The following is a 24,972-nucleotide window of genomic DNA, read 5'->3' as shown; positions in this document are numbered from 1 at the left end:
TATTCGCTTGCGAACGTCTCGAAGCTGAAATGAAAAGGCCCGGACCAAGGTCCGGGCTTTTCTGTTCGTCCGAAGTTCAGGCGCGGCTTAGAAGAAGCCGCGGCGCTGCCACCATCCGCCCTTCTTGGGCTTGGACTGGTCTTCTTCGGTGCCTTCGTTCTTGTTCGTGACTGTCGAGGTCAGCACCGGCTCCGTTGCGATCGTCGAAAGGTCGCGGTTCGCACGTGCGGGCTTGCCTTCTTCGAGGTCAGCGGCGGCCTCTTCGATCGGTGCCGGCACCGGCTCAGCCGCTTCCGGCTGTGCTTCGACCGCGGTCTGCGCTGCCTCGTCGGCACTGACGACCGGCTCCTCGGCCTTGACGGCCTTCTTGCGTGTGCGCTTCGGCTTGGCTGCCTTCTCGACGACGGGCTCCACCTCTTCCGCGACGATCTCGGCCTCGGCGATCACGGCTACCGCTTCAACCTCGGCTTCCGCCGGTGCTTCCACGCCGCGCTGCTCGCCGGTTTCGCCATCGCCGGATGCAGCAGCCTGCTCCTCGCCTTCGACTTCACCTTCGCCCAGTTCCGGACGGTTGCGACGGCCACCGCGCTTGCCGCGACGGCGACGCTTGCGCTTCTGTTCGCCGTCGGCGGTCAGCGCATCCGTATCGTTTTCGTCCTCATCGCCATCGCTCTCGGCGGCGTCATCGGTCTCGTCTGCAGCATCGGCGTCCAGTGCGGTAGCACCCTCTGCCTGCTGGCTGCCCTTGCCACGCCGACGGCGGCGACGCTTGCGCTTGCGGCCGTTCTGGTCGTCGGCCTGAGCGGCGGGCTTCGGCTGCTCCTGGCGCTGTTCGACGACAACTTCTTCTGCTTCTTCCTCGTCGAGATCCTCTTCGATCACGATATCGTCGTCTTCTTCGGGCTCTGGCTCGAAGTGCAGGATCTGTTCGATCTTGACGGGGTTTTCGACCGGCTCGCCGCGATCGATCGCGAAGTGCTGCGCGCCGACATGGGCGTCAGCCTCGATGATGATCGAGACGCCGAAGCGCTGTTCGTAATCCATGATCGTGCCGCGCTTCTGGTTGAGCAGATAGAGCGCAATATCGGGGATCGTGCGAACGGTGATGTTGTGGGTGGTGTTCTTGAGCAGGTGCTCTTCGATACCGCGCAGGACATGCAGCGCGACCGAAGACTGCGAGCGGACGTGACCCGTGCCGTTGCAATGCGGGCAGGTCTGCATCGTCGATTCGAGAACCGAAGCGCGAATGCGCTGGCGCGACATTTCGAGCAGACCGAAGTGCGAGATGCGGCCGACCTGGATGCGGGCGCGATCGTTCTTCAGGCAATCCTTCAGCCTCTTCTCGACGGAGCGGTTGTTCCGCTTTTCTTCCATGTCGATGAAGTCGATGACGACGAGGCCAGCAAGGTCGCGAAGGCGCAACTGGCGGGCGACTTCTTCGGCGGCCTCCAGATTGGTCTGAAGCGCCGTGTCCTCGATCGAATGCTCGCGGGTCGAGCGACCGGAGTTCACGTCGATCGAAACCAGGGCCTCCGTCTGGTTGATGATGATGTAGCCGCCCGACTTCAGCGTCACCTGCGGCTGCAGCATGCGGTCCAGCTGCGCCTCGATCCCGGAGCGCGAGAAGATCGGATGCACGTCGCGGTAAGGCTGAACCACTTTCGCGTGGCTCGGCATCAGCATCTTCATGAAGCCCTTGGCTTCCTTGTAGCCTTCCTCGCCGGAAACGATGATCTCGCTGATGTCCTTGTTGTAAAGGTCGCGGATCGAGCGCTTGATCAGGCTGCCTTCCTCGTAAACGAGGCAGGGGGCCGTGGAGTTGAGCGTCAGGGTGCGGACGTTCTCCCAAAGGCGCATCAGATATTCGAAGTCGCGCTTGATTTCGACCTTGGTGCGGTTGGCGCCGGCGGTGCGCAGAATGACGCCCATGCCCTGCGGTACTTCGAGCCCACGCGCAATTTCCTTCAGGCGCTTGCGGTCCTGCAGGTTGGTGATCTTGCGGGAAATGCCGCCACCACGTGCCGTGTTCGGCATCAACACCGAGTAGCGACCGGCGAGCGACAGGTAGGTTGTCAGCGCTGCGCCCTTGTTGCCGCGTTCTTCCTTGGCGACCTGAACGAGCAGGATCTGGCGGCGCTTGATGACTTCCTGGATGCGGTACTGCTTGCGCGGCTTGCGAACGTGACGATCCGGAACCTCTTCCATCGCGTCTTCGGCGCCGACCGACTCGATGATTTCCTTCTCGCCGTCGTGGCTGTCGTCATCATCGTCGTCGTCATCGCGGCGACGACGGCTATCGACGTCTTCGGAGATCGAATCGGTGTCGACCATGGCGGCCATCTCGCCGCCATTGCCTTCTTCGCCGGCATCCGCATCTTCGGTTGCTGCAGCTGCGGCGGCCTCTTCGGCGATTTTCGCCTTCGTGCGGCGCGGGCGCTTTGGCTTTGCCTTGGGCTTTTCGGCGGGCACGTCGGCTTCGACGATAGCGTCAGCGGCCGTCTCGGTAACTTCCGCGACGACTTCCGTTTCGGCGGCGATTTCCAGATCGACCGGAACGCTGAGCGCGCTGTGGGTCGGCGTTGCCGTTTCGACGTGCTCGACATCGTCGTCGCGGCGCGCTTCTTCGGCTTCCGCCTTCAACAGCGCCTGACGGTCGGCGAGGGGGATCTGATAGTAGTCGGGGTGGATTTCGGCGAAGGCCAGGAACCCGTGGCGATTGCCGCCATAGTCGACGAAGGCCGCCTGGAGCGAAGGCTCCACTCGCGTTACCTTTGCCAGGTAGATGTTGCCGCGGATCTGTTTCTTGTGTTCCGATTCGAAGTCGAATTCTTCTATGCGGTTCCCGCGAACGACAACGACGCGCGTCTCTTCTGAGTGAGACGCATCGATAAGCATTTTCTCTGCCATCTAAGTTGTGCTCCTCGGCGCGACAACGGAACGGGCGGCAGACGTTCTTCCTTGGGAAGACTGCCACTCGCGTCAGAGGTTGCGCCGGATGTGAAAGGTCCTGTCTGGTGCAGGTGATGGTGCAGCAGCCAGATGGCAGCCGGAACGGTTACGTTCCGGGGCCTCTCTACTTCTGACCGATACCGCTGAGTCAACATCAATGACCAAACAAGAATGCCAATGTCAAAGGTCCCAAAAAGACCCGATGAATGCGCCCGCTTGCGGGCTTGCCGGTGAAAAATCACCGCTAAGAACTCCGGCCACCGCCGGAAATTTACGATCCAGTGTACGGGGAGGAAATGCAGCGACGGCGGATGAACACCTTGCGGCCGCGGAAAGATGATACGGTTGCAACCGGCAATTCCGGCTCGATCACTCCCTGGCGCCAAGCTCTGGAAAGCTCCGGCTGCCCGGCCGACGATTCTATCCCGTCAACACTTTCTCCTTGTGATGCTTTTATGTTTTCTATGTCACATTGGCAAGGGAAAAGCCTGTGCCGCCACAATAATGATCGATTCGCTTGCCCCGGTAGAGTAGGTCGGGGAACGGCGAATCGTATGCCTTGGCCGCGTTGCTTAAGGAGCGCTGTCAAGCTTTGGTTAACCATAAGGGTTCATTGATCAAGGGATGTCGCGGTGCGCGCGGGCAGGCGCCCGGCGCGTTGACCGTTAGGATTTCGTGGATTGACGGAGAGACCGGGGTGAAGCCTTCGGCTAATCATATGCACGCTTCACTGTTGTCGACACTGCTGCGCGGCGGCGCGCGCGTCGCGGCTTCAGTGTTCGTTGCAGGCGTTTTGATGGTGACCGGACCGATGGCATACGCCGCCGAGCCCGCGCCGTTGCTGGCATTCGGTGCACGCGTCGCCGGTGACGATGCACGCACGCGCGTCGTCGTCGAGTTCGACCGCAAACCCGACTTTTCCATTCATTACGTGGCAAACCCCGTGCGGGTCGTGGTCGATCTGCCGGAGACCGCCTTTGGCCTGAAGGCCGAGAGCCTCGAGCCGCGGGGATTGTTCGAGGCCATCCGCTACGGCGGCATGGGCGCCGGCAGTTCTCGTGTCGTCCTATCGGCAAAGGGGCCGGTTGCGGTCACCCATGCCGAAGTCATCGAGGAGGAGGGCGGTAAGAGTTTTCGCCTGGTCATCGATGCCGAGAAGGTCGACCAGACCCGGTTCGACACACTTCTGGGTGACCAGCAATGGACGGGCTCGGTGGTCTCGGCAAAAACGGATCGGCCGACAATCGCGCCGGCGGAAAAGACCGGCGCATTCGTGATTGCGATCGATGCCGGCCATGGCGGTATCGATACCGGCGCGATCGGCAGCGGCACGAGGACCGAGGAAAAGCATGTCACGCTTGCCTTCGCGCAGGAGCTTGTCGCCACGCTCAACCGGGAAAACGGCATCGAGGCCTTTCTGACCCGCGACAAGGACGTGTTCCTGTCGTTGCCGCAACGCGTGCAGATCGCCCGTAACAACGGCGCCAACCTGTTCATTTCGATCCATGCGGACACAGTGCGACAGAAGGACATTCGCGGCGCGACCGTCTATACGATTTCCGACAAGGCGTCCGACCATCTGGCGGCCGACCTGGCGCAGCGCGAAAACCTTTCCGACGAGATCGCTGGCGTACCGCTCCAGAGCGAGCCGGCAGAAGTCGCCGATATCCTGATCGATCTGACACGCCGTGAGACCCAGGCTTTCTCGGTCAACATGGCACGCACGGTGGTGTCGTCCTTCGAGGGGCAGATCAACCTCATCAACAATCCGCACCGTCACGCGGGCTTCCGTGTCTTGCAGGCGCCGGATGTACCGTCGATCCTGCTCGAGCTCGGGTTCATGTCTAACAAGGACGATGAGAAGCTGCTGCTCGATCCCGAATGGCGCAAGAAAGTGTCCGGTCTGCTTGCCGTTGCCGTGAAGCGCTACCGCGAACAGGCCGTCGCAAACGGCGGTTGAGATCCGGTCGCCATGATCTGTTTGACGGCGCAGCATACGAAGTGATTTGTGTCCCCTCGGTAACAGCGATATGCTTTTCAACAGGATGCGCACTCGATAATCGGAAACAAGCCCTATTTTACGCACAATCCGGGACCTAACCCGAATTGCGCCCGGATTTGTTGGGAAACAGTGTTGATGCCCGGTGCCCCTCGCCATATGAGGAACCGGGTGGCGCGTGTAGCCGCAGCGCCAGACGATTTCTGATAGAAGCGTTTGGCCAGGCCGACGAAATGCGGACCGTTGGGACGGAAAGCGTCTCGATCGGTTTGTGTGGCCTGGCGATTGGACGATAATAAGGTACCGGTATCTGACTGATGATCAGACTGATTGGATATTTCTTCGGCATTGGTGCGTTCTTGCTGCTCGGTGTCGCCGCAGCAGTTGCCATCTATCTCGGCAGCGTTACCAAAGATTTGCCGGATTACGAGGTGTTGGCGAAGTATTCACCGCCGGTCACCACGCGCTTCCACGCCGGTAACGGCGCGCTGATGGCGGAGTACGCCCGCGAGCGGCGTCTCTATCTGCCGATCCAGGCGATCCCGGACCGTGTCAAGGCGGCGTTCATCTCGGCCGAAGACAAGAACTTCTATCAGCACCCGGGCGTCGACATCACCGGTCTCGCGCGTGCCATCACCGTCAACCTTCAGAATTTCGGATCGGGTCGCCGCCCCGTCGGCGCGTCGACGATCACGCAGCAGGTCGCCAAGAACTTCCTGCTCTCGTCGGACCAGACGATCGATCGTAAGGTCAAGGAAGCGATCCTCTCCTTCCGCATCGAGCAGGCCTATAGCAAGGATCGTATTCTCGAACTCTACCTGAACGAGATCTTCTTCGGCCTCAACGCCTACGGGATCGCCGGCGCAGCGCTCACCTATTTCGACAAATCGGTTACGGAACTGACCATCGCCGAAACCGCATACCTTGCGGCTCTGCCGAAGGGCCCGGCCAACTACCATCCCTTCCGCAAGGCGGATGCCGCGATCGAGCGGCGCAATTGGGTCATCGATCGCATGGTCGAGAACGGCTACGTCACCAAGGCCGACGGCGAAGACGCCAAGCGGCAGCCGCTTGGCGTCAATCCGCGCCGCGGTGGCGCGCATCTCTTTGCCTCCGATTTCTTTGCCGAGGAAGTGCGTCGGCAGATTATCCAGAAGTACGGCGATAACGCCCTTTATGAGGGTGGTCTTTCGGTTCGCACCTCGCTCGATCCGCGCATGCAGATCGCTGCGCGCAAGGCGCTGCAGGAAGGGCTGCTCAGCTATGACGAGCGTCGCGGTTTCCATGGTCCGGTCAAGGCGATCGAGATCGGCGGCGACTGGGGCGAGCCGCTCGGCAAGGTCGTTTCCTTGGCCGACGTGCCGGAATGGAAGCTGGCTGTCGTGCTTTCGGCCGATGGCCAGGGTGTCGAGATCGGCATCCAGCCGAACAAGGAAGCGTCCGGCAAGATCATCGCAGAACGCGTGACCGGTCATATCTCCGCAAAGAATATGCAGTGGGCCTATCGCTCGGCCGGTGGCGAACGCAAATCCGCCAAGTCGCCGGAAGGTGTCCTCGGCCCGGGCGACGTCGTCTATGTAGAGCCGCTGGCAGAAAAGGGCGAATACCGCCTGCGTCAGCCGCCGAAAGTCCAAGGTGGCCTGGTCGCGATGGATCCGCAGACCGGCCGCGTGCTGGCAATGGTCGGCGGCTTTTCCTACGGTCAGTCGGAATTCAACCGCGCAACCCAGGCGATGCGCCAGCCGGGCTCCTCGTTCAAGCCGTTCGTTTATGCTGCCGCGCTCGACAACGGCTATACGCCCGCATCCGTTATTCTCGATGCGCCGATCGAAATCGTCGCCGGCGGCCAGGTCTGGCGCCCGGAGAACTACGGCGGCGGCTCGGCAGGCCCGTCGACGCTGCGCCTCGGCATCGAGAAATCGCGTAACCTGATGACGGTTCGCCTCGCCAACGACATGGGCATGAACATCGTTGCCGAATATGCTGAACGTTTCGGCATCTACGACAAGATGCCACCACTACTGGCGATGTCGTTGGGCTCGGGCGAAACGACGGTCCTGCGCATGGTTTCGGCTTATTCGGTTCTTGCCAATGGCGGCAAGCAGATCAAGCCTTCGCTGATCGACCGGATCCAGGACCGCTACGGTAAGACGATCTTCCGTCACGAGGACCGGACCTGCGACAACTGCAACGCGGCTGATTGGGGCAACCAGGAAGAGCCTGTGCTTACCGACAATCGCGAACAGGTTCTCGACCCGATGACCTCCTATCAGATCACCTCGATGATGGAGGGTGTGGTTCTGCGGGGCACGGCTGCCGGTAAGATCAAGCTCGATCGCCCGGTTGCCGGCAAGACCGGTACCACCAACGATGAGAAGGACGCCTGGTTCGTCGGCTACACGCCTGATCTCGTCGCCGGCCTCTACCTCGGCTTTGATAACCCGGCCCCGCTCGGTCGCGGCGCGACCGGTGGCAGCCTTGCCGTGCCGATCTTCAACAACTTCATGCAGGAAGCCATCAAGGGCTCGCGTCCCGGCAAGTTTGTGGTGCCGGAAGGCATGAACATGATCGCCGTCAACCGCAAGACCGGCATGGCCGCCTACGAAGGCGAGCCGGACACGATCATCGAGGCCTTCAAGCCCGGCACCGGCCCGGCCGATACCTTCTCGGTCATCGGCGGCCTCGACCAATACGTGCCGCCGGAGGAAATTTTGAAGAATTCCCCGCAGGCAAACCAGGCCGTCACTTCCGGCTCTAACGGCCTGTTCTAGACCCTTTCCCAGCCTCCCAATGCCCGCCGGCTTTACATCAGCGGCGGGCATCGCTATTTGACGCTCACGTTAAATCGGGTTCACAAGAAGCAGGATCATGCGCAGCGAAATCGAGAACATTGTCGACGAAATCAAGCAGGCCATAAGCCTGCTGAGGAGGCATCTTTGACTGGGATCAGGCGGTAAGACGACTGGACTGGTTGAACAACAAGGCGGAAGATCCGTCGCTCTGGAATGATGCGGCCGAAGCGCAGAAACTGATGCGCGAGCGCCAGCAGCTCGACGATGGCATCAACGGCCTGCGCCATTTCGAACAGCAGCTCAGCGACAACATCGAACTGATCGAACTTGGCGAAGAAGAGGGCGACGCCGCCATCGTTGCCGATGCCGAGCAGGCGCTGCGCGAGCTGCGCAACGAAGCGGCCAAGAAGCAGGTCGAGGCGATGCTGTCCGGCGAGGCCGATCAGAACGACACCTATCTCGAAGTGCATTCCGGTGCCGGCGGCACCGAGAGCCAGGACTGGGCGAACATGCTGTTGCGCATGTACACCCGTTGGTCCGAGCGCCAGGGATATAAGGTCGAACTGATGGAAATTCAGGACGGCGAAGAGGCTGGTATCAAGTCGGCGACGCTGCTGGTCAAGGGCCACAATGCCTATGGCTGGCTGAAGACGGAATCGGGCGTGCACCGTCTGGTGCGTATCTCGCCCTACGACAGCAACGCGCGTCGCCATACGTCGTTCTCGTCGATCTGGGTCTACCCTGTTGTCGATGATTCGATCCAAATCGACATCAACGAGAGCGATTGCCGCATCGACACCTATCGCTCGTCGGGCGCCGGCGGCCAGCACGTCAACACCACCGACTCGGCCGTGCGCATCACGCACATGCCGTCCGGCATCGTCGTGCAGTGCCAGCAGGAGCGCTCTCAGCACAAGAACCGGGCCAAGGCCTGGGACATGCTGCGCGCCCGTCTTTACGAGTCCGAGCTTAAGAAGCGCGAGGACGCGGCCAACGCCGAAGCGGCATCGAAGACCGATATCGGCTGGGGCCACCAGATCCGCTCCTACGTGCTGCAGCCCTACCAGCTGGTGAAGGACATGCGCACCGGTGTCGAAAGCACGGCGCCGGGCGACGTTCTGGACGGCGAACTGAACGAGTTCATGGAAGCCGCACTTGCCCACCGCGTCAGCGGCGGTGCAGATGCCGTGGTCGATGACTTGAACTAGCAGTGATTGAGGCGGGGCTTTGCCTGCCGGCATGAATTGAGCATGCGAAAATCAAAAAAGGCCGGATGGTTTCGTCCGGCCTTTCTTTTTGGGCTTAGTTCGAGGCCCGCTCGACTTTGATATCGCCGAGATCGTCGATCAACACGGTCCAGCTCTCCGGCTCGCGGGCGGCGGGATCGGTTTTCAGATAGACGGTCGCGAACATGCCGGGCTGCGCGGTCACGCCCGTCGACGTTTCCGGTCTGATGTCCGTGACATAGGCCTTCAGCGACGAGAATTCCTCGAGTTCGGCGGAGGAGACGACTTCCGGTCCAGTGGGTGTCGCCTCGATCTGCTGCAGGTGGATCTGCGCGGTGCCATCCGGTTGCCGAAGGGCGATCAGCTTATAGTAGCCGCGCCGTGCGCCGTCGGCACTCTTCGGTTCGGTAGGTGCATCCGCTTGCGTGCCGTTCGGGTCCAGTGCCGAAAGCGGATCGCCGCTTTCCTCCCAGTAGCCGGTGCTGGTGACGAAGGTCACTTCGGGCGAAACCACGTTCGCGTCCTCGGCATGGGCGTTCACGCCGGCCATGGCGAGAAGAAGCGCAAGGAGGAGAGGCTTGTGCATCGCTTTTGATTTCCCGTTCGAACCGCGACGCGGCGCTTGCTGCAAAATTGGTCCGTGGCCGATCGGCCGGCCATTACCGAAATTATACCATATCGCGCGTCGAGAACGTCGGCTCAATTGGAAAATTGCTCGGCCAGGATGCGGTCCGACCAGGAATGATCGGGATCCGAGAGAATGCGGGCGGTCATGTTTTCCGATTCGGCGATGCGCACCTTCGTCACCGACTTGACTTCCTGGTGGTCGGCAACGGCGTTGACCGGGCGCTTCTCGGCCTCGATGATCTCGATCTCGACGGTGACGTGGTTTGGCAGCAGGGCACCACGCCACCGCCGTGGACGGAATGGGCTGACGGGCGTCAGCGCCAGAAGCGGCGCCTCCAGCGGCAGGATCGGTCCGTGCGCCGAGAGGTTGTAGGCGGTGGAGCCGGCGGGCGTGGCCAGCAGCAACCCGTCGCAGGTCAACTCTTCGAGCCGGGTCTTGCCGTCGATGACCACACGCAGCTTGGCCGCCTGGTAGGATTGCCGGAACAGATAGACCTCGTTGATGGCGAGCGCCTTGAATGTCGCGCCTTCACCGTCGGTGGTCTGCATCTCCAGTGGGTGAAAGGCATTTTCGACGGCATTGCAGATACGCGCCGTCAGATTTTCGGTGCTGTAGCGGTTCATCAGGAACCCGACCGATCCCCGGTTCATGCCATAGACGAGCTTGCCCGAATTCATCGTCTGGTGCAGCGTCTGCAACATGAAGCCATCGCCGCCGAGCGCGACGATCACGTCGGCCTTGTCGGCATCATGATCGCCGTAGATCGCCTTCAGATCAGCCGCCGCCTTTTGCGCCTCTTCTGCTGGAGAGGCAAGGAATGCGAGAGAAGTGAACGTTCGGGCCATGAATTTTCAGTCCGTTCAACATGTTGAGCATCGCCGCGATGGCCGAGCCTAGGCTTCGTTTCTGGCACGGCCTGACCCTAAACGCATCTGAAAAATTGGGAGAATTCGCAATTTTGCTTTACACGCTGTGAGATTATGATAACTCCCACCGCTGAAAGTGCCCTTATAGCTCAGTTGGTAGAGCATCTGATTTGTAATCAGAGGGTCGGGAGTTCGAGTCTCTCTGGGGGCACCACTTTTTTCCAGGAAAGCATTTGTTTTCGCGCCACTTCGGTCCGGCGCATGCGTGATGTTTGGCGGACGCCGGCAGGGCGAGTTCGCCGTATCTTGGCCATGCCTTGACTGATCTGATCTCGCGAGGGGCTTGCTTCGCGGCAATCGCCTACCGCGCCTTGTATGGCTGGGGTCGCGTGGAAATCCTTCGTGAAGATTAAGAATGTCGGCGTTACGATCCAAAGTGGGGCAGTCTTCGTTCCAGTAGCGGACACTGAGCGCGCCAAAGCCTGGTATGCGCGACCGTTCGGTCTTTCGACAGTGCCGGAAAGCCAGCACGGGCGACAGCCGGAAAGCCAGCACGGGTATCTGGCCGTCTTTCTTGCGGCCGGGACAGTCGCCTGGTTCTCGATGCGACGGTCTGGTACCGGATAACTGTCGCGATCCGCCGCTCATCCTTTTTGATACGTCGGGCATCGACACGTCCTATCGGCACGCGCTCGATCCTGGCGTCGAGATCGTGCCCATACAGGCCGACCACTGGCTCACGCTGCGTGATCCCGATGGCAACGTGCTGATGGTCTGCCAGCGTCAGGCATCCCGACACGCCCGATCCTGCGGGGTCTCGCGTGACTGCCCTGTTCAGATCTCGAACGATCCGGCTCCCTTCGGGATAATCTCTCGGCATTTTTGCATGGCGTTCAGGAGATTGTCGGCGAGATAGTCTATGAGGGCGCGGGTCGCCGGCAGCATGCCGTGGCGCGAGGGGAAGACGAGATGGACGACAACGTCGCCCGAGGTCCATTCCGGCAGCACAGGGATAAGTACGCCGGCCCGGAAGGCACGCTCGCAGATGTGGTCGGGCAAGAGTGCCACGCCCATGCCCTCGATGGCTGCGCGCTCGAGGATGAGGAAATCGCTGCAGCCGATGATCGGCCGGTGTGAAATTTCGGCGGTGTTACCTTCGCCATCGACCAGACGCCAGACGTCGGTGGCGTGCTGCTCGTTCATCGACAGTGTCGGCATCTCGCTGAGATTGTCGATCGCGACGTCGTCGAAGCGGGCGAGCAGGGTGGGACTGGCCGCCAACCTCTGACGCACTTCTCCGAACCTGCGAATGATCAGCTGATTGTCAGTGTCCAGTTGATCGCGGGCGCGCAACGCCACGTCGATCCGCTCCTCGATCAGATCGATCCGCCGGTTGGTGGTGGTAATCAGCAGACGAACGCCGGGATAGCGGCGATGGAAGGCGGGCAGGATGTCGGCCAGCATCGGCGTGAAGCCGAGCGGGCAGGCAAGGCGGACCGTACCGGTCGGCTCGGCCTTGACGGCGGCGATCTCGGCTTCCGCCAGGGCGACGCCATCGAGCAAGCCCTGGCAATGTTCGTAGAACACCTGCCCGATCTCTGTGACACGCAGCTTGCGGGTCGAGCGCTCCAGCAGCCGGACGCCGAGCTGCTCTTCGAGGCGTGCCACGTGTTTGCTCAGCTTGGATTTGGGGATATTCAGATCGCGCGCGGCAGCACTGAAGCCGTTGTTGCGCACGACGGCCGCGAAGAGGGCGAGGTCGTTCAGGTCCTGCATCTGTTTCCGTCTCCCATCGCCCGATCGCGGTCTCACTGTTTCCATCTGGAAACAGTATGTCAAATAACCGCTGACTTATCGCGCGATTGTTTTCCAATCATATGTGATGCACCGCAACGCCAACACAAAGGTGCTTCACATGAACGTCCTTCACATCGACTCCGGTATCCTGGGTGATCACTCCGTTTCCCGTCGCCTGACCGCGGCGATCACCGCCCAGATCAAGGCAGACCGTCCGGATGCCAAAGTTACCTACCGCGATCTCGCCACCAGCCAGATCCCGCATCTGACCGGCGCCCAGATCATGGCGCCTGCCGATCTCGCAGGTGTTGATGCCGACCTGGCTGCCGAAGTCAAGATCGGCCGTGAAATGCTCGAAGAATTCCTGGCTGCCGACACTGTCGTCGTCGGCGCGCCGATGTACAACTTCTCCATTCCGAGCCAGCTCAAGGCCTGGATCGACCGTCTCGCCGTCAACGGCAAGACCTTCCGTTACACCGAATCTGGCCCGGAAGGCCTCGCCAAGGGCAAGAAGGTCATCATCGCTTCGACCCGCGGCGGCCACTATTCCGCCGGCCCGGCTTCGGCGATGGATCACCAGGAGTCTTACCTGAAGACGGTCTTCGGCTTCTTCGGGATCACAGACGTTGAATTTGTGCGCGCCGAGGGCCTGAACCTCAGCGCCGACTCCAAGCAGTTCGCGATCGCCGAGGCCGAAAAGACCATTGCCGAAGGCACTGTCCTTCGTCTGGCCAGCTAAAACAAGAGTTCACCGGATCGCCTCGGTGGTCCGATGAAGGGGCGTTGGCCCCCATTGCGGACGGTGCCGGTTGCCCATGCAGCCGGCATTGTCCGTTTTCGAGTGAGCGAATCTGTATTATGATGTGCTCATGAGAGACCGGCGGAGAAGGCCCTTGGCTGTCATCGCTGCGGTGGTCGCCATGGTGGCCGCCGATGTCGGATATGCGTCGCCGCCGGATACGCGCTGCACTTGCCGCAACCGGGACGGCTCGAAATACGAGCTCGGCCAGACAGCCTGCCTGCGTGTCGACGGAATGTCCTATCTCGCACGCTGCGAAATGAACCTCAACGTCACCACCTGGAAGAAGCTTCGCGACGGATGCCCGACGGCGAGCAATCAAACCCTATGGCTTCGAGTGAACAAGGATATAGCCACGCGTTTCTGACGACCGCGACGGCCTGCGCGGCAATCGGCTGCTACAGCGTCGCGCGTCTTATCAGACGCGCAAAGGTCGCTGTATCACTTTGAACTGCTGCATGTTTTTGTCCTTAAATCGAATAGGATTTAAGGAAACATGCAGTAGGCGGCGATTGCGTCGCACAGCAACGGCGCCAAGATTCTTAGGCGAATCCAGTCATCACCTACGGCACCTGTGAAGCTTTCCGGTTGCGAGCAGCTGGAAAGCTTCACAGGTGTTCGTCGGTGGCCGATTTATTTGCTCAGGAACTGACGCGCTGCATACATGGCGATCGCAGCCGCATTCGAAACGTTGAGCGACTTGATTGCGCCGGGCATGTCGAGGCGGGCGAGCGCCTTGACGGTCGATCGTGTCTTCTGCCTGAGACCCTTGCCCTCGGATCCAAGCACCAGCGCGACCTTGCCGCCGGTAAAGGTGCCTTCGAGCTGCGCCGGCCCCTCCGAATCGAGCCCGATCGTGTGGAAGCCGAGGCGGTGCAGTTCCTCGATCGTGTCAGAAAGATTGGTGATCTGGATATAGGGGATCATTTCCAGGGCGCCGGAAGCGGATTTCGCAAGAACGCCTGATTCGGTCGGGCTGTGGCGGATGGTGGTGATCAAGGCGCCGGCATCGAATGCGACGGCCGACCGCATGATCGCGCCGACATTGTGGGGATCAGTGACCTGGTCGAGCACGAGAATGAGCTGGCATTCGCTGAGTGCTTCGAGCTTGCGCAGCGGCAGCGGCTTGGTTTCGAGCATCACACCCTGATGGATGGCGTCGGGACCGAGAATCTTATCGAGATCCTGTGGCGCCACCGTCTCGACCGGGAAGGGGAGCTCCGAGAGTTCGTCGAGTTCCAGCCGAGCCGCGGCGTTCTGGGTCACGCACAGGCGAACGATCTTGCGCGCCGGGTTGTCGAGCGCTGCGCGAACCGTATGCAGGCCATAGAGCAGCACTTGCTCGGGCGCGAGTGCCGGCGGCTTCCAGTCGCCTGGTTGCTTGCGCCAGCGATCCTGCTTGGGCGTCGGAATCTCCCCGCGCTCGCGCTTGGCATCGCGGTGGGCGCGTCTGAGAGTGGCGTAATGGGTGTTCTTGGCGCTCTTGTCGCCCGTGTCATCTTTGCTCATGCCTGCCTTATAGAGCGCTTCGCCTGGCCTGGGAACGGAATTCGATGGTAGTGGATAAAGCGGACCTGTGGAGAATTTCGCAAAATTTCCGTTTAGGCGTGTTGACAGGAGCAAGGCGGGCCGTCATATACCCGGCGCAGATCGAGAGGCGGCAACGACAAATCGCTGGATGTCTCACGATCTCAAATGCTTGGTCGACTTGATCCCGACAGAATAATGGAGGGATGCCCGAGTGGTTAAAGGGGACGGACTGTAAATCCGTTGGCTCAGCCTACGTTGGTTCAAATCCAACTCCCTCCACCATTCTGCTTCTGGATCGAAGGCCCGCGGGTATAGCTCAATGGTAGAGCAGCAGCCTTCCAAGCTGAATACGCGGGTTCGATTCCCGCTACCCGCTCCAGCAGCGCTGATCCCCTCTCCACATTCTTAATGCTGCACTTCAACCGCTCTTCGTAAGTCGTTGTTTGTTCTTTCGCCGCGTCGCGAAATGATTCGGAAAACTGCCCAAATTGCATCTTCGATGCGCCGTTCTTACATGACGGTAGGAAAAGGCCGCCGTGGCCGGTCCGGGCGCACGCAATTAAGTCTTGCGCAAATCCCTTGAAACCCTTAAACGGCTCCACAAACCGGCCCCGCCGGCTGATCAATCATACTTGACCACAGGAAACGTACCCATGGCAAAGAGCAAATTTGAGCGCAACAAGCCGCACGTTAACATTGGCACGATTGGCCACGTTGACCATGGCAAGACGTCGCTGACGGCAGCGATCACGAAGTACTTCGGCGAGTACAAGGCGTACGACCAGATCGACGCTGCTCCGGAAGAAAAGGCCCGTGGTATCACGATTTCGACGGCTCACGTTGAGTATGAGACGCCGAACCGCCACTACGCGCACGTCGACTGCCCCGGCCACGCCGACTACGTCAAGAACATGATCACCGGTGCAGCGCAGATGGACGGCGCGATCCTGGTTTGCTCGGCTGCTGACGGCCCGATGCCGCAGACCCGCGAGCACATCCTGCTTGCTCGCCAGGTTGGCGTTCCGGCAATTGTCGTGTTCCTCAACAAGGTCGACCAGGTTGACGACGCCGAGCTTCTCGAGCTCGTCGAGCTTGAAGTTCGCGAACTTCTGTCGTCCTACGAATTCCCGGGCGACGACATTCCGATCATCAAGGGTTCGGCACTTGCTGCTCTTGAAGATTCGGACAAGAAGATCGGCGAAGACGCGATCCGCGAGCTGATGGCTGCTGTTGACGCCTACATCCCGACGCCTGAGCGTCCGATCGACCTGCCGTTCCTGATGCCGATCGAAGACGTGTTCTCGATCTCGGGTCGCGGTACGGTTGTGACCGGTCGCGTTGAGCGCGGCATCGTCAAGGTTGGCGAAGAAGTTGAAATCGTCGGCATCCGCGACACGTCGAAGACGACGGTTACGGGCGTTGAAATGTTCCGCAAGCTGCTCGACCAGGGCCAGGCCGGCGACAACATCGGCGCGCTGATCCGTGGTGTTAACCGTGATGGCGTTGAGCGTGGCCAGATTCTGTGCAAGCCGGGTTCGGTCAAGCCGCACAAGAAGTTCATGGCCGAAGCCTACATCCTGACGAAGGAAGAAGGCGGCCGTCATACGCCGTTCTTCACGAACTACCGTCCGCAGTTCTACTTCCGCACGACGGACGTGACGGGTATCGTCACGCTTCCGGAAGGCACGGAAATGGTTATGCCTGGCGACAACGTCACGGTTGCCGTTGAGCTGATCGTTCCGATCGCGATGGAAGAAAAGCTGCGCTTCGCTATCCGCGAAGGCGGCCGTACCGTCGGCGCCGGCATCGTCGCTTCGATCGTCGAGTAATCCCTGGATTATCTCGCTTCAAAAAGGCCCCGCTGGAAACGGCGGGGCTTCTTGCGTTTGAAAGGGCCTACTGCCAAACGTGTGGGGCAGGGGCGAGCCCCCCCCTTAAGTCTGCGTGAACTCTGCGGGAGGGAAGGCATGAGGAAGGGTATCGCGGCATCGGGTGGGGCGCGCCTGCCGCAAGTTCGTGCGGCGCGAGGCTTAGCCGCCGGCACGACGCGCGGCCCTGTCAATGCATCGTAGCGCGGTCGTAAAGTCGCCGCGGCCGTAAGGAACGACGCGCGCATTGCGCGCTACGGATAGTACGGCGCAGAATGAAAAGGCGCATCGCGCGTTGTTGCCGTTTTTGCCACAAGAATTTGAATCTTTTCCGTCAAAGACGCTTGTCATCGCCCGATAAACTGAATAATAAGCCGCTGACTTGATGCACTGACCGGTTCGAAAATGGCCGGCTGGAGCGATCTAGGGGTATAGCTCAGTTGGTAGAGCGGCGGTCTCCAAAACCGCAGGTCGTCGGTTCAAGCCCGGCTGCCCCTGCCATTGCCTTCGACCTTTGCAAGCGGCTTGAAGCCGGGTAGGGTGGAAGGAGGTCGGATAAGCCGACCATCGAAATTCACAGAAAAGACCGAATGCCTCTTGTGATTTATGGAATCGGTCTTTATGTAGGGTCCAAACAGACACGCGGTGCGTGGGGCTGAATCATCGGCTTTACGCGCCGTAATGGCGTGAGCATTACATGGCATCCAAAACGAATCCGTTTACGTTTCTGCAGCAGGTTCGCTCAGAGGCGTCGAAAGTAACTTGGCCGTCCAGGCGCGAGACGATGATCTCGACGCTGATGGTTTTTGTCATGGTCTTTTTTGCCGCTGCCTTCTTCTTTGCTGCGGACCAGTTGATGGGTTGGCTGATTGGCCTAGTCCTCAACGCTGGCGCTTGATTGGGTGGAGGGTAGTATGGCTGCACGCTGGTATATTGTTCACGCCTATTCGAATTTCGAAAAGAAGGTTGCTGAATCGATCGAGGAAAAGGCCAAGCAGAAGGGCCTTCAGCACCTGTTCGAGAAGATCCTCGTTCCGACCGAGAAGGTTGTTGAGGTTCGTCGCGGCCGCAAGGTTGATGCCGAGCGCAAGTTTTTTCCGGGCTATGTCCTGGTGCGCGCCAACCTGACGGATGAGGCGTATCACCTCATCAAGAATACGCCGAAGGTCACTGGCTTTCTCGGCACCGACAGCAAACCGGTTCCGATCCCGGACCATGAAGCCGATCGTATCCTCGGCCAGGTCCAGGATGGTGTCGAGCGTCCGAAGCCGTCCGTCTCCTTCGAGATCGGCGAGCAGGTTCGCGTCTCGGATGGTCCGTTCGCCTCGTTCAACGGCATCGTTCAGGATGTCGACGAGGAGCGGTCGCGCCTGAAGGTCGAGGTATCGATCTTCGGCCGTGCGACCCCGGTCGAACTGGAATACAGCCAGGTCGAGAAGGTCTGAGAAGATCAAAAGAGGTTGGGCAAGTCGTTTCGGCCTGCCCTGGCGGAGAGATCCGCATGCGCGTGGAAGGACGTCGGCCTTAGCCGGGACGAAGGGTCCGTACCACGCAACCGCAGCCGCCGATCCTTGATCGGCAGAATGTCGGGAAACCGGCGCAACAGTTCCTCGTTTCGATCCGTCGAGATGGGGCAATGAGAGGCAGAGAGAAATGGCTAAGAAAGTTGCAGGCCAGCTCAAGCTGCAGGTGAAGGCAGGGTCGGCCAATCCGTCCCCGCCGATCGGTCCTGCACTCGGTCAGCGTGGCATTAACATCATGGAATTCTGCAAGGCGTTCAATGCCGCCACGCAGGAAATGGAAAAGGGTATGCCGATCCCGGTCGTCATCACCTATTACCAGGACAAGTCGTTCACCTTCATCATGAAGCAGCCGCCGGTCAGCTACTTCCTGAAGAAGGAATCGAAGATCACCTCCGGTTCGAAGACCCCAGGTAAGGCCAAAGCTGGCTCGATCACCAAGGCTCAGATCCGCACGATCGCAGAGGCCAAGATGAAGGACCTCAACGCGGCCGATATCGAAGGCGCAATGGCGATGGTCGAGGGCTCTGCCCGCTCCATGGGCCTGGAAGTGGCGGGCTAAGACCATGGCGAAGATTGCAAAGCGTGTACAGAAGTCCCGCGAGGGCATTGACCCGACCAAGATCTACGGCCTCACCGAAGCCGTTTCGCTGGTCAAGGAACGTGCAACTGCCAAGTTCGACGAGACTGTTGAAGTCGCGATGAACCTCGGCGTTGACCCGCGCCACGCCGACCAGATGGTTCGCGGCGTCGTCAACCTGCCGAATGGCACGGGCCGCACGGTTCGCGTTGCCGTGTTCGCACGTGGCGTCAAGGCTGACGAAGCCAAGGCTGCCGGTGCAGACATCGTCGGCGCTGAAGAGCTCGTCGAAATCGTTCAGGGCGGCAAGATCGACTTCGATCGTTGCATCGCGACTCCGGACATGATGCCGCTCGTCGGCCGCCTCGGTAAGGTTCTCGGCCCGCGCGGCATGATGCCGAACCCGAAGGTTGGAACGGTCACCATGGACGTTGCCGGTGCCGTCAAGGCATCCAAGGGCGGCGCTGTCGAGTTCCGCGTCGAGAAGGCTGGTATCATCCACGCCGGTATCGGCAAGGCCTCGTTCGACGTCAAGGCTCTGGAAGAAAACATCCGCGCCTTCGCTGACGCGGTCGTCAAGGCCAAGCCGGCCGGCGCCAAGGGCAACTACGTCAAGCGCGTAGCGATTTCGTCGACCATGGGCCCGGGCCTGAAGATCGACCCGGCAACGCTCAGCGTCGCCTAACGAATTTCGGGCTTCGGCCCGAGACAGAATTTCCGGCCCTTCGGGGCCGGAAATCCGGATTTCGATCCGGAACTCCTGTCCGAGATTGCGGGTGGTTTTACCTTAATCACTTCGGCCTGCATGAGACGGGTAAGATCTGAATTTCACAATGACGCCGGAGGCGTCGAAATTCGGTTCGAGCCTCGCTTGCCTTGTGTCAGACCCGGCTTTCCGGGAACGCCAAGGGACAGGATCCTCAAGCGTTACTTGGGATCTTTTTTGAGATCCCTGGTGACAAAGGCAAACCCGGCAGGGGCTGCAGTTCATGCAACCCTGTCAACTGGAGACAGACAGTGGAAAGAGCGGAAAAACGCGAATTCGTCACGGAGCTGAACGAAGTCTTCAAGGCTTCCGGTTCGGTTGTCGTGGCCCACTATGCTGGTGTCACAGTTGCGCAGATGAACGACTTCCGTTCGAAGATGCGCGCTGCTGGCGGCACCGTCAAAGTCGCGAAAAACCGCCTGGCCAAGATCGCTCTTCAGGGCACCGAGTCGGAAGGGATGACAGATCTCTTCAAGGGTCAGACGCTGATCGCATTCAGCCAAGACCCGATCACGGCTCCTAAGGTCGTCATGGATTTCGCCAAGACCAACGACAAGCTCGTTGTGCTCGGTGGCTCCATGGGAACAACCACGCTCACCGCCGAAGCAGTCAAGTCGCTTGCGACCCTGCCTTCGCTGGACGAGCTGCGTGCAAAGCTGCTGGGCCTTCTCAATGCCCCGGCAACCCGCATTGCTACGGTTGTTGCAGCACCGGCAAGCCAGCTTGCCCGCGTGTTCGCCGCCTATGCCAAGAAGGACGAAGCCGCCTAAGGCGGATTTTCGCTGTTGTATTTAAAACCAGTTCGAACCGAACAAAAGGAAAAGTAAAATGGCTGATCTCGCAAAGATCGTTGAAGACCTCTCCTCGCTGACCGTCCTGGAAGCTGCTGAGCTTTCCAAGCTGCTCGAAGAGAAGTGGGGCGTTTCTGCAGCTGCTCCCGTAGCTGTTGCTGCTGCTGGCGGCGCTGGCGCTGCTGCTCCGGTCGAAGAAGAAAAGACCGAGTTTGACGTTATCCTCGTTGACGCTGGCGCCAACAAGATCAACGTCATCAAGGAAGTCCGCGCGATCACCGGTCTCGGCCTCAAGGAAGCCAAGGACCTGGTCGAAGGCGCTCCGAAGCCGGTCAAGGAAGCAGTTTCCAAGGCTGAAGCTGCTGACCTCAAGAAGAAGCTCGAAGACGCTGGCGCCAAGGTTGACGTCAAGTAATTCGGCATTTTGCAAGGGGAGGTGGCCATTCTGGCCGCCTCTCTTTGACCGTTTTTAGAACATATTACCCAAAGGCCTGTCGCAAAACGGCTTTTGGGTAATGGGTTCTTCAAGAGGATGGTCTCGAACGGGATTCAGCACAGCAATCCGCGCTGGGCGTTTTCCGCTAGTTAGACGAGATTGAACGACTCATTGATTGACGGGATCGACTGGCCATCGGTTCCCGTCCGTTGCAGGCCCGGATGCAAGATTGACAAGGAGCGACGATGGCTCAGACCCTTTCGTTTAACGGTCGCAGGCGCGTACGCAAGTTTTTTGGTAAAATTCCAGAAGTCGCAGAAATGCCGAACCTCATCGAGGTTCAGAAGGCATCCTACGACCAGTTTCTGATGGTTGAAGAGCCCAAGGGCGGACGCCCTGATGAGGGCCTTCAAGCCGTTTTCAAGTCGGTTTTCCCGATCAAGGATTTCTCCGGCGCTTCGATGCTCGAGTTCGTTTCCTACGAATTCGAACAGCCGAAGTTCGACGTCGAAGAATGCCGTCAGCGCGATCTGACCTACGCGGCACCCCTCAAGGTGACCCTGCGCCTGATCGTGTTCGATATTGACGAGGATACCGGCGCGAAGTCGATCAAGGACATCAAGGAACAGAACGTCTACATGGGCGACATGCCGCTCATGACCGACAACGGTACCTTCATCGTCAACGGCACCGAGCGCGTTATCGTTTCGCAGATGCACCGCTCTCCGGGCGTGTTCTTCGACCACGACAAGGGCAAGAGCCATTCTTCCGGCAAGCTGCTGTTTGCGGCCCGTGTGATCCCGTATCGTGGTTCCTGGCTCGACATCGAGTTCGACGCCAAGGACATCGTCCACGCCCGTATTGACCGCCGCCGCAAGATCCCCGTGTCTTCGCTTTTGATGGCGCTTGGCATGGACGGCGAGGAAATCCTCGACACCTTCTACACGAAGTCGCTTTACCAGCGCGACGGCGAAGGCTGGCGCGTGCCGTTCCAGCCGGATGCGCTGAAGGGCCAGAAGGCGATCACCGAGATGGTCGACGCCGACACCGGTGAAGTGGTTGTCGAAGCTGGCAAGAAGCTGACGCCGCGCCTGCTTCGCCAGTTGCAGGATAAGGGCCTGAAGGCCCTCAAGGCGACCGATGACGACCTCTATGGCAACTACCTTGCCGAAGATATCGTCAACTTCGCGAACGGCGAAATCTACCTCGAGGCAGGCGACGAGATCGACGAGAAGACGCTTCCCGTCATTCTGTCGGCCGGCTTCGACGAAATCCCGGTTCTCGACATCGACCATATCAACGTCGGCGCCTACATCCGCAACACGTTGACCGTAGACAAGAACGAGAACCGTCAGGACGCTCTGTTCGATATCTACCGCGTGATGCGTCCGGGCGAACCGCCGACCATGGATTCTGCGGAAGCCATGTTCAACACGCTGTTCTTCGATGCCGAGCGCTACGATCTCTCGGCCGTCGGCCGCGTGAAGATGAACATGCGTCTCGACCTTGAAGTGGCCGATACCGTCCGTATCCTGCGCAAGGAAGACATCCTGGCTGTTGTCAAGATGCTGGTCGAACTGCGTGACGGCAAGGGCGAAATCGACGACATCGACAACCTCGGCAACCGCCGTGTTCGTTCTGTCGGCGAACTGATGGAAAACCAGTACCGCCTCGGTCTCTTGCGCATGGAGCGCGCGATCAAGGAACGCATGTCGTCGATCGAAATCGACACCGTCATGCCGCAGGACCTGATCAACGCCAAGCCGGCTGCAGCAGCCGTCCGCGAATTCTTCGGCTCGTCGCAGCTGTCGCAGTTCATGGACCAGGTGAACCCGCTTTCGGAAATCACCCACAAGCGCCGTCTTTCGGCACTTGGCCCGGGTGGTCTGACCCGCGAGCGCGCAGGCTTCGAAGTCCGCGACGTTCACCCGACGCACTATGGCCGTATCTGCCCGATTGAAACGCCGGAAGGCCCGAACATCGGTCTGATCAACTCGCTTGCAACCTTTGCCCGCGTCAACAAGTACGGCTTCATCGAGAGCCCGTACCGCAAGATCGTTGACGGCAAGGTGACGAACGACGTCGTCTATCTGTCGGCGATGGAAGAAGCGAAGTACCACGTCGCCCAGGCAAACTCGGTTCTCGAGAACGATGGTTCGTTCTCGGAAGAATTCGTCGTTTGCCGCCATTCCGGCGAAGTTATGCTGGCACCGCGCGACAACATCAACCTGATGGACGTTTCGCCGAAGCAGCTCGTTTCGGTCGCCGCGGCGCTCATTCCGTTCCTCGAGAACGACGACGCCAACCGCGCACTGATGGGCTCGAACATGCAGCGTCAGGCCGTGCCTCTGCTGCGCGCCGAAGCTCCGTTCGTCGGTACCGGCATGGAGCCGGTCGTTGCCCGCGACTCCGGCGCTGCTATCGCAGCCCGCCGCGGCGGTGTCGTCGACCAGGTCGATGCGACGCGTATCGTTATCCGCGCCACCGAAGACCTCGATCCGTCGAAGTCGGGCGTCGATATCTACCGTCTGCAGAAGTTCCAGCGTTCCAACCAGAACACCTGCGTCAACCAGCGTCCGCTGGTCACCGTCGGTGACGTCCTGAACAAGGGCGACATTATCGCTGACGGTCCGTCGACCGATCTCGGCGATCTGGCACTCGGCCGCAACGCGCTCGTCGCGTTCATGCCGTGGAACGGCTACAACTACGAAGACTCGATCCTGCTCTCGGAACGCATCGTGCGCGACGACGTGTTCACCTCTATCCACATCGAAGAATTCGAAGTGATGGCGCGTGACACCAAGCTCGGCCCGGAAGAAATTACCCGCGACATTCCGAACGTTTCGGAAGAAGCGCTGCGTAATCTCGACGAAGCCGGCATCGTCTACATCGGTGCTGAAGTTCAGCCGGGCGATATCCTGGTCGGCAAGATCACGCCGAAGGGCGAAAGCCCGATGACACCGGAAGAAAAGCTTCTGCGCGCCATCTTCGGTGAAAAGGCGTCCGACGTCCGCGACACGTCCATGCGCATGCCTCCGGGCACGTTCGGCACCGTCGTCGAAGTTCGCGTCTTCAATCGCCACGGCGTTGAGAAAGACGAGCGCGCGATGGCGATCGAGCGCGAGGAAATCGAACGCCTCGCCAAGGACCGCGACGACGAACAGGCGATCCTGGATCGTAACGTCTACGCACGTCTCGTCGACATGCTGCGCGGTCACACCGCGGTTGCAGGTCCGAAGGGCTTCAAGAAGGGCACTGAGCTGTCCAACCTCGTCGTCAGCGAATATCCCCGCTCGCAGTGGTGGATGTTTGCCATCGAAGACGAAAAGGCTCAGGGCGAGATCGAAGCGCTTCGCGCCCAGTACGACGAATCCAAGTCGCGCCTTGAACAGCGCTTCATGGACAAGGTCGAAAAGGTCCAGCGCGGCGACGAAATGCCTCCGGGCGTTATGAAGATGGTCAAGGTCTTCGTCGCTGTTAAGCGCAAGATCCAGCCGGGCGACAAGATGGCCGGCCGTCACGGCAACAAGGGTGTCGTGTCGCGTATCGTGCCGATCGAAGACATGCCGTTCCTGGAAGATGGTACGCACGTCGACGTCGTTCTGAACCCGCTCGGCGTGCCTTCGCGCATGAACGTCGGCCAGATCCTCGAAACCCATCTTGGCTGGGCTTGCGCCGGCATGGGCAAGAAGATCGGCGCGATGCTCGATGCCTACAAGGCAGGTGCCGATATCCAGCCGCTGCGCGACACCATCGACAGCGTCATCGGGTCGGGCCCGAAGGGTGAGCCGATCAAGCAGTACGACGATGAGTCGATCGTACGGCTTGCCGAGCAGACCCGTCGCGGCGTTTCGATCGCAACGCCGGTCTTCGACGGTGCTGTCGAAGCCGACGTCAACGAGATGCTGGAGCAGGCGGGCCTGAAGGTAACCGGTCAGTCGACGCTTTATGATGGCCGTACCGGCGATCAGTTCGACCGCCAGGTGACCGTCGGCTACATCTACATGCTGAAGCTGAACCACCTTGTCGACGACAAGATCCACGCCCGTTCGATCGGTCCTTACTCGCTCGTTACCCAGCAGCCGCTGGGCGGCAAGGCGCAGTTCGGCGGTCAGCGCTTCGGGGAAATGGAAGTCTGGGCTCTCGAAGCCTACGGCGCCGCCTACACCCTGCAGGAAATGCTGACGGTGAAGTCGGACGACGTGGCCGGTCGTACAAAGGTCTACGAAGCGATCGTCCGTGGCGACGACACCTTCGAAGCGGGTATTCCGGAGAGCTTCAACGTTCTCGTCAAGGAAATGCGCTCGCTGGGCCTCTCGGTCGAACTCGAGAACACCAAGGTCGACGAACTCGGTGCAGCACAGCTGCCCGACGCAGCCGAATAAGAAACATCAAGGTGCGTGCCGCGTCGCGGCGCGCACCGCT

19 protein-coding genes and 4 tRNA genes are annotated in these 24,972 nt (G+C 60.2%); 18 read left to right on the top strand and 5 right to left on the bottom strand.

The window, feature by feature from the left end; all coding sequences use genetic code 11:
- Nucleotides 1–87 precede the first annotated feature (87 nt).
- Nucleotides 88–2,907: an Rne/Rng family ribonuclease gene (locus ABIE33_RS01325; protein WP_429120414.1), complete on the bottom strand. Its 2,820-nt coding sequence runs from the start codon at nt 2,905–2,907 to the stop codon at nt 88–90.
- Between the two features lie 760 nt (nt 2,908–3,667).
- Between ABIE33_RS01325 and ABIE33_RS01320 the strand changes: the two genes are divergently transcribed.
- The 3 genes from ABIE33_RS01320 to prfB all read left to right on the top strand — a co-directional run bounded on the left by ABIE33_RS01320 (nt 3,668) and on the right by prfB (nt 8,948).
- Nucleotides 3,668–4,909 (top strand): N-acetylmuramoyl-L-alanine amidase, encoded by a 1,242-nt coding sequence (locus ABIE33_RS01320; protein ID WP_429120411.1) that lies wholly within the window; start codon nt 3,668–3,670, stop codon nt 4,907–4,909.
- A gap of 356 nt (nt 4,910–5,265) precedes the next feature.
- Nucleotides 5,266–7,719, top strand: a complete 2,454-nt coding sequence (locus tag ABIE33_RS01315) for a penicillin-binding protein 1A (RefSeq protein WP_429120408.1) — start codon at nt 5,266–5,268, stop codon at nt 7,717–7,719.
- Between the two features lie 97 nt (nt 7,720–7,816).
- Nucleotides 7,817–8,948 (top strand): peptide chain release factor 2 gene (gene prfB, locus ABIE33_RS01310; protein ID WP_429120406.1). Its coding sequence is split into 2 segments (ribosomal slippage): nt 7,817–7,885 and nt 7,887–8,948, totalling 1,131 coding nucleotides; the frame shifts between segments, so codons are not numbered across the junction.
- A 94-nt stretch (nt 8,949–9,042) separates the two neighbouring features.
- Here prfB and ABIE33_RS01305 read toward each other — a convergent pair.
- Nucleotides 9,043–9,552 carry a hypothetical protein gene (locus ABIE33_RS01305; protein ID WP_429120403.1) on the bottom strand — a complete coding sequence of 170 codons (510 nt, stop codon included), beginning with the start codon at nt 9,550–9,552 and terminating at the stop codon, nt 9,043–9,045.
- A 113-nt stretch (nt 9,553–9,665) separates the two neighbouring features.
- Entirely contained in the window at nt 9,666–10,439 is a 774-nt protein-coding gene (locus ABIE33_RS01300) for an NAD kinase (protein ID WP_429120400.1), read from the bottom strand.
- Between the two features lie 159 nt (nt 10,440–10,598).
- On the opposite strand from ABIE33_RS01300, the gene ABIE33_RS01295 reads away from it, so the two are divergent.
- Nucleotides 10,599–10,674: transfer RNA gene (locus tag ABIE33_RS01295), tRNA-Thr, on the top strand.
- 188 nt (nt 10,675–10,862) lie between these two features.
- A complete protein-coding gene (locus ABIE33_RS01290) occupies nt 10,863–11,087 on the top strand; it encodes a hypothetical protein (protein WP_429120398.1) in 225 nt (74 codons plus the stop codon).
- Between the two features lie 207 nt (nt 11,088–11,294).
- Here the strand turns inward: ABIE33_RS01290 and ABIE33_RS01285 are convergent, their stop codons facing one another.
- Nucleotides 11,295–12,236, bottom strand: a complete 942-nt coding sequence (locus tag ABIE33_RS01285; protein WP_429120395.1) for a LysR family transcriptional regulator — start codon at nt 12,234–12,236, stop codon at nt 11,295–11,297.
- A 139-nt stretch (nt 12,237–12,375) separates the two neighbouring features.
- Between ABIE33_RS01285 and ABIE33_RS01280 the strand changes: the two genes are divergently transcribed.
- Together ABIE33_RS01280 and ABIE33_RS01275 are read left to right on the top strand one after the other, a co-directional pair.
- Complete coding sequence (locus ABIE33_RS01280) at nt 12,376–12,996, top strand: FMN-dependent NADH-azoreductase (RefSeq protein WP_429120394.1); 621 nt, start codon at nt 12,376–12,378, stop codon at nt 12,994–12,996.
- A gap of 130 nt (nt 12,997–13,126) precedes the next feature.
- A complete protein-coding gene (locus ABIE33_RS01275; RefSeq protein WP_429120391.1) occupies nt 13,127–13,423 on the top strand; it encodes a hypothetical protein in 297 nt (98 codons plus the stop codon).
- 266 nt (nt 13,424–13,689) lie between these two features.
- Here ABIE33_RS01275 and ABIE33_RS01270 read toward each other — a convergent pair whose 3' ends face one another.
- The gene (locus ABIE33_RS01270; RefSeq protein WP_429120388.1) at nt 13,690–14,565 is read right to left on the bottom strand and encodes a TrmH family RNA methyltransferase; all 876 of its coding nucleotides are present in this window, start codon (nt 14,563–14,565) and stop codon (nt 13,690–13,692) included.
- A 218-nt stretch (nt 14,566–14,783) separates the two neighbouring features.
- On the opposite strand from ABIE33_RS01270, the gene ABIE33_RS01265 reads away from it, so the two are divergent.
- The 11 genes from ABIE33_RS01265 to rpoB all read left to right on the top strand — a co-directional run bounded on the left by ABIE33_RS01265 (nt 14,784) and on the right by rpoB (nt 24,932).
- Nucleotides 14,784–14,868: transfer RNA gene (locus ABIE33_RS01265), tRNA-Tyr, on the top strand.
- 23 nt (nt 14,869–14,891) lie between these two features.
- Nucleotides 14,892–14,965, top strand: a tRNA-Gly gene (locus ABIE33_RS01260).
- Between the two features lie 274 nt (nt 14,966–15,239).
- A complete protein-coding gene (gene tuf, locus ABIE33_RS01255; protein WP_077498427.1) occupies nt 15,240–16,415 on the top strand; it encodes an elongation factor Tu in 1,176 nt (391 codons plus the stop codon).
- A 464-nt stretch (nt 16,416–16,879) separates the two neighbouring features.
- Nucleotides 16,880–16,955, top strand: a tRNA-Trp gene (locus ABIE33_RS01250).
- Between the two features lie 196 nt (nt 16,956–17,151).
- On the top strand, nt 17,152–17,352 hold the full coding sequence (gene secE / locus ABIE33_RS01245) for a preprotein translocase subunit SecE (RefSeq protein ID WP_025426653.1): 201 nt from the start codon (nt 17,152–17,154) through the stop codon (nt 17,350–17,352).
- Nucleotides 17,353–17,368: 16 nt separating this feature from the next.
- Complete coding sequence (nusG, locus tag ABIE33_RS01240) at nt 17,369–17,899, top strand: transcription termination/antitermination protein NusG (RefSeq protein ID WP_429120385.1); 531 nt, start codon at nt 17,369–17,371, stop codon at nt 17,897–17,899.
- Between the two features lie 208 nt (nt 17,900–18,107).
- Entirely contained in the window at nt 18,108–18,536 is a 429-nt protein-coding gene (gene rplK / locus ABIE33_RS01235; protein WP_429120382.1) for a 50S ribosomal protein L11, read from the top strand.
- Nucleotides 18,537–18,540: 4 nt separating this feature from the next.
- Nucleotides 18,541–19,239, top strand: coding sequence for a 50S ribosomal protein L1 (gene rplA / locus ABIE33_RS01230; protein WP_429120379.1), 699 nt, complete (start codon nt 18,541–18,543; stop codon nt 19,237–19,239).
- A gap of 332 nt (nt 19,240–19,571) precedes the next feature.
- A complete protein-coding gene (gene rplJ, locus ABIE33_RS01225) occupies nt 19,572–20,090 on the top strand; it encodes a 50S ribosomal protein L10 (protein WP_429120376.1) in 519 nt (172 codons plus the stop codon).
- 58 nt (nt 20,091–20,148) lie between these two features.
- Nucleotides 20,149–20,526 carry a 50S ribosomal protein L7/L12 gene (gene rplL, locus ABIE33_RS01220; RefSeq protein WP_025426658.1) on the top strand — a complete coding sequence of 126 codons (378 nt, stop codon included), beginning with the start codon at nt 20,149–20,151 and terminating at the stop codon, nt 20,524–20,526.
- Nucleotides 20,527–20,792: 266 nt separating this feature from the next.
- The gene (rpoB, locus tag ABIE33_RS01215) at nt 20,793–24,932 is read left to right on the top strand and encodes a DNA-directed RNA polymerase subunit beta (protein WP_429120373.1); all 4,140 of its coding nucleotides are present in this window, start codon (nt 20,793–20,795) and stop codon (nt 24,930–24,932) included.
- Nucleotides 24,933–24,972: the final 40 nt, after the last annotated feature.

It is taken from the genome of Ensifer sp. 4252, from assembly GCF_050434565.1.
Classification (GTDB): Bacteria; Pseudomonadota; Alphaproteobacteria; order Rhizobiales; family Rhizobiaceae; genus Ensifer.
The sequence above is the reverse complement of the archived record's forward strand: the minus strand, read 5'-3'. Positions and strand labels throughout refer to the sequence as shown.

Excerpts from the sequence above, each read along its gene's own strand:
- rplK (WP_429120382.1), top strand. The coding sequence starts at position 18,108 with ATGGCTAAGAAAGTTGCAGGCCAGCTCAAGCTGCAGGTGAAGGCAGGG.
- secE (WP_025426653.1), top strand. The coding sequence starts at position 17,152 with ATGGCATCCAAAACGAATCCGTTTACGTTTCTGCAGCAGGTTCGCTCA.
- tuf (WP_077498427.1), top strand. The coding sequence starts at position 15,240 with ATGGCAAAGAGCAAATTTGAGCGCAACAAGCCGCACGTTAACATTGGC.
- rplA (WP_429120379.1), top strand. The coding sequence starts at position 18,541 with ATGGCGAAGATTGCAAAGCGTGTACAGAAGTCCCGCGAGGGCATTGAC.
- ABIE33_RS01285 (WP_429120395.1), bottom strand. The coding sequence starts at position 12,236 with ATGCAGGACCTGAACGACCTCGCCCTCTTCGCGGCCGTCGTGCGCAAC.
- ABIE33_RS01320 (WP_429120411.1), top strand. The coding sequence starts at position 3,668 with ATGCACGCTTCACTGTTGTCGACACTGCTGCGCGGCGGCGCGCGCGTC.
- ABIE33_RS01270 (WP_429120388.1), bottom strand. The coding sequence starts at position 14,565 with ATGAGCAAAGATGACACGGGCGACAAGAGCGCCAAGAACACCCATTAC.
- ABIE33_RS01300 (WP_429120400.1), bottom strand. The coding sequence starts at position 10,439 with ATGGCCCGAACGTTCACTTCTCTCGCATTCCTTGCCTCTCCAGCAGAA.
- ABIE33_RS01275 (WP_429120391.1), top strand. The coding sequence starts at position 13,127 with ATGAGAGACCGGCGGAGAAGGCCCTTGGCTGTCATCGCTGCGGTGGTC.
- ABIE33_RS01280 (WP_429120394.1), top strand. The coding sequence starts at position 12,376 with ATGAACGTCCTTCACATCGACTCCGGTATCCTGGGTGATCACTCCGTT.
- ABIE33_RS01315 (WP_429120408.1), top strand. The coding sequence starts at position 5,266 with ATGATCAGACTGATTGGATATTTCTTCGGCATTGGTGCGTTCTTGCTG.
- nusG (WP_429120385.1), top strand. The coding sequence starts at position 17,369 with ATGGCTGCACGCTGGTATATTGTTCACGCCTATTCGAATTTCGAAAAG.
- ABIE33_RS01305 (WP_429120403.1), bottom strand. The coding sequence starts at position 9,552 with ATGCACAAGCCTCTCCTCCTTGCGCTTCTTCTCGCCATGGCCGGCGTG.
- rpoB (WP_429120373.1), top strand. The coding sequence starts at position 20,793 with ATGGCTCAGACCCTTTCGTTTAACGGTCGCAGGCGCGTACGCAAGTTT.
- ABIE33_RS01325 (WP_429120414.1), bottom strand. The coding sequence starts at position 2,907 with ATGGCAGAGAAAATGCTTATCGATGCGTCTCACTCAGAAGAGACGCGC.
- rplL (WP_025426658.1), top strand. The coding sequence starts at position 20,149 with ATGGCTGATCTCGCAAAGATCGTTGAAGACCTCTCCTCGCTGACCGTC.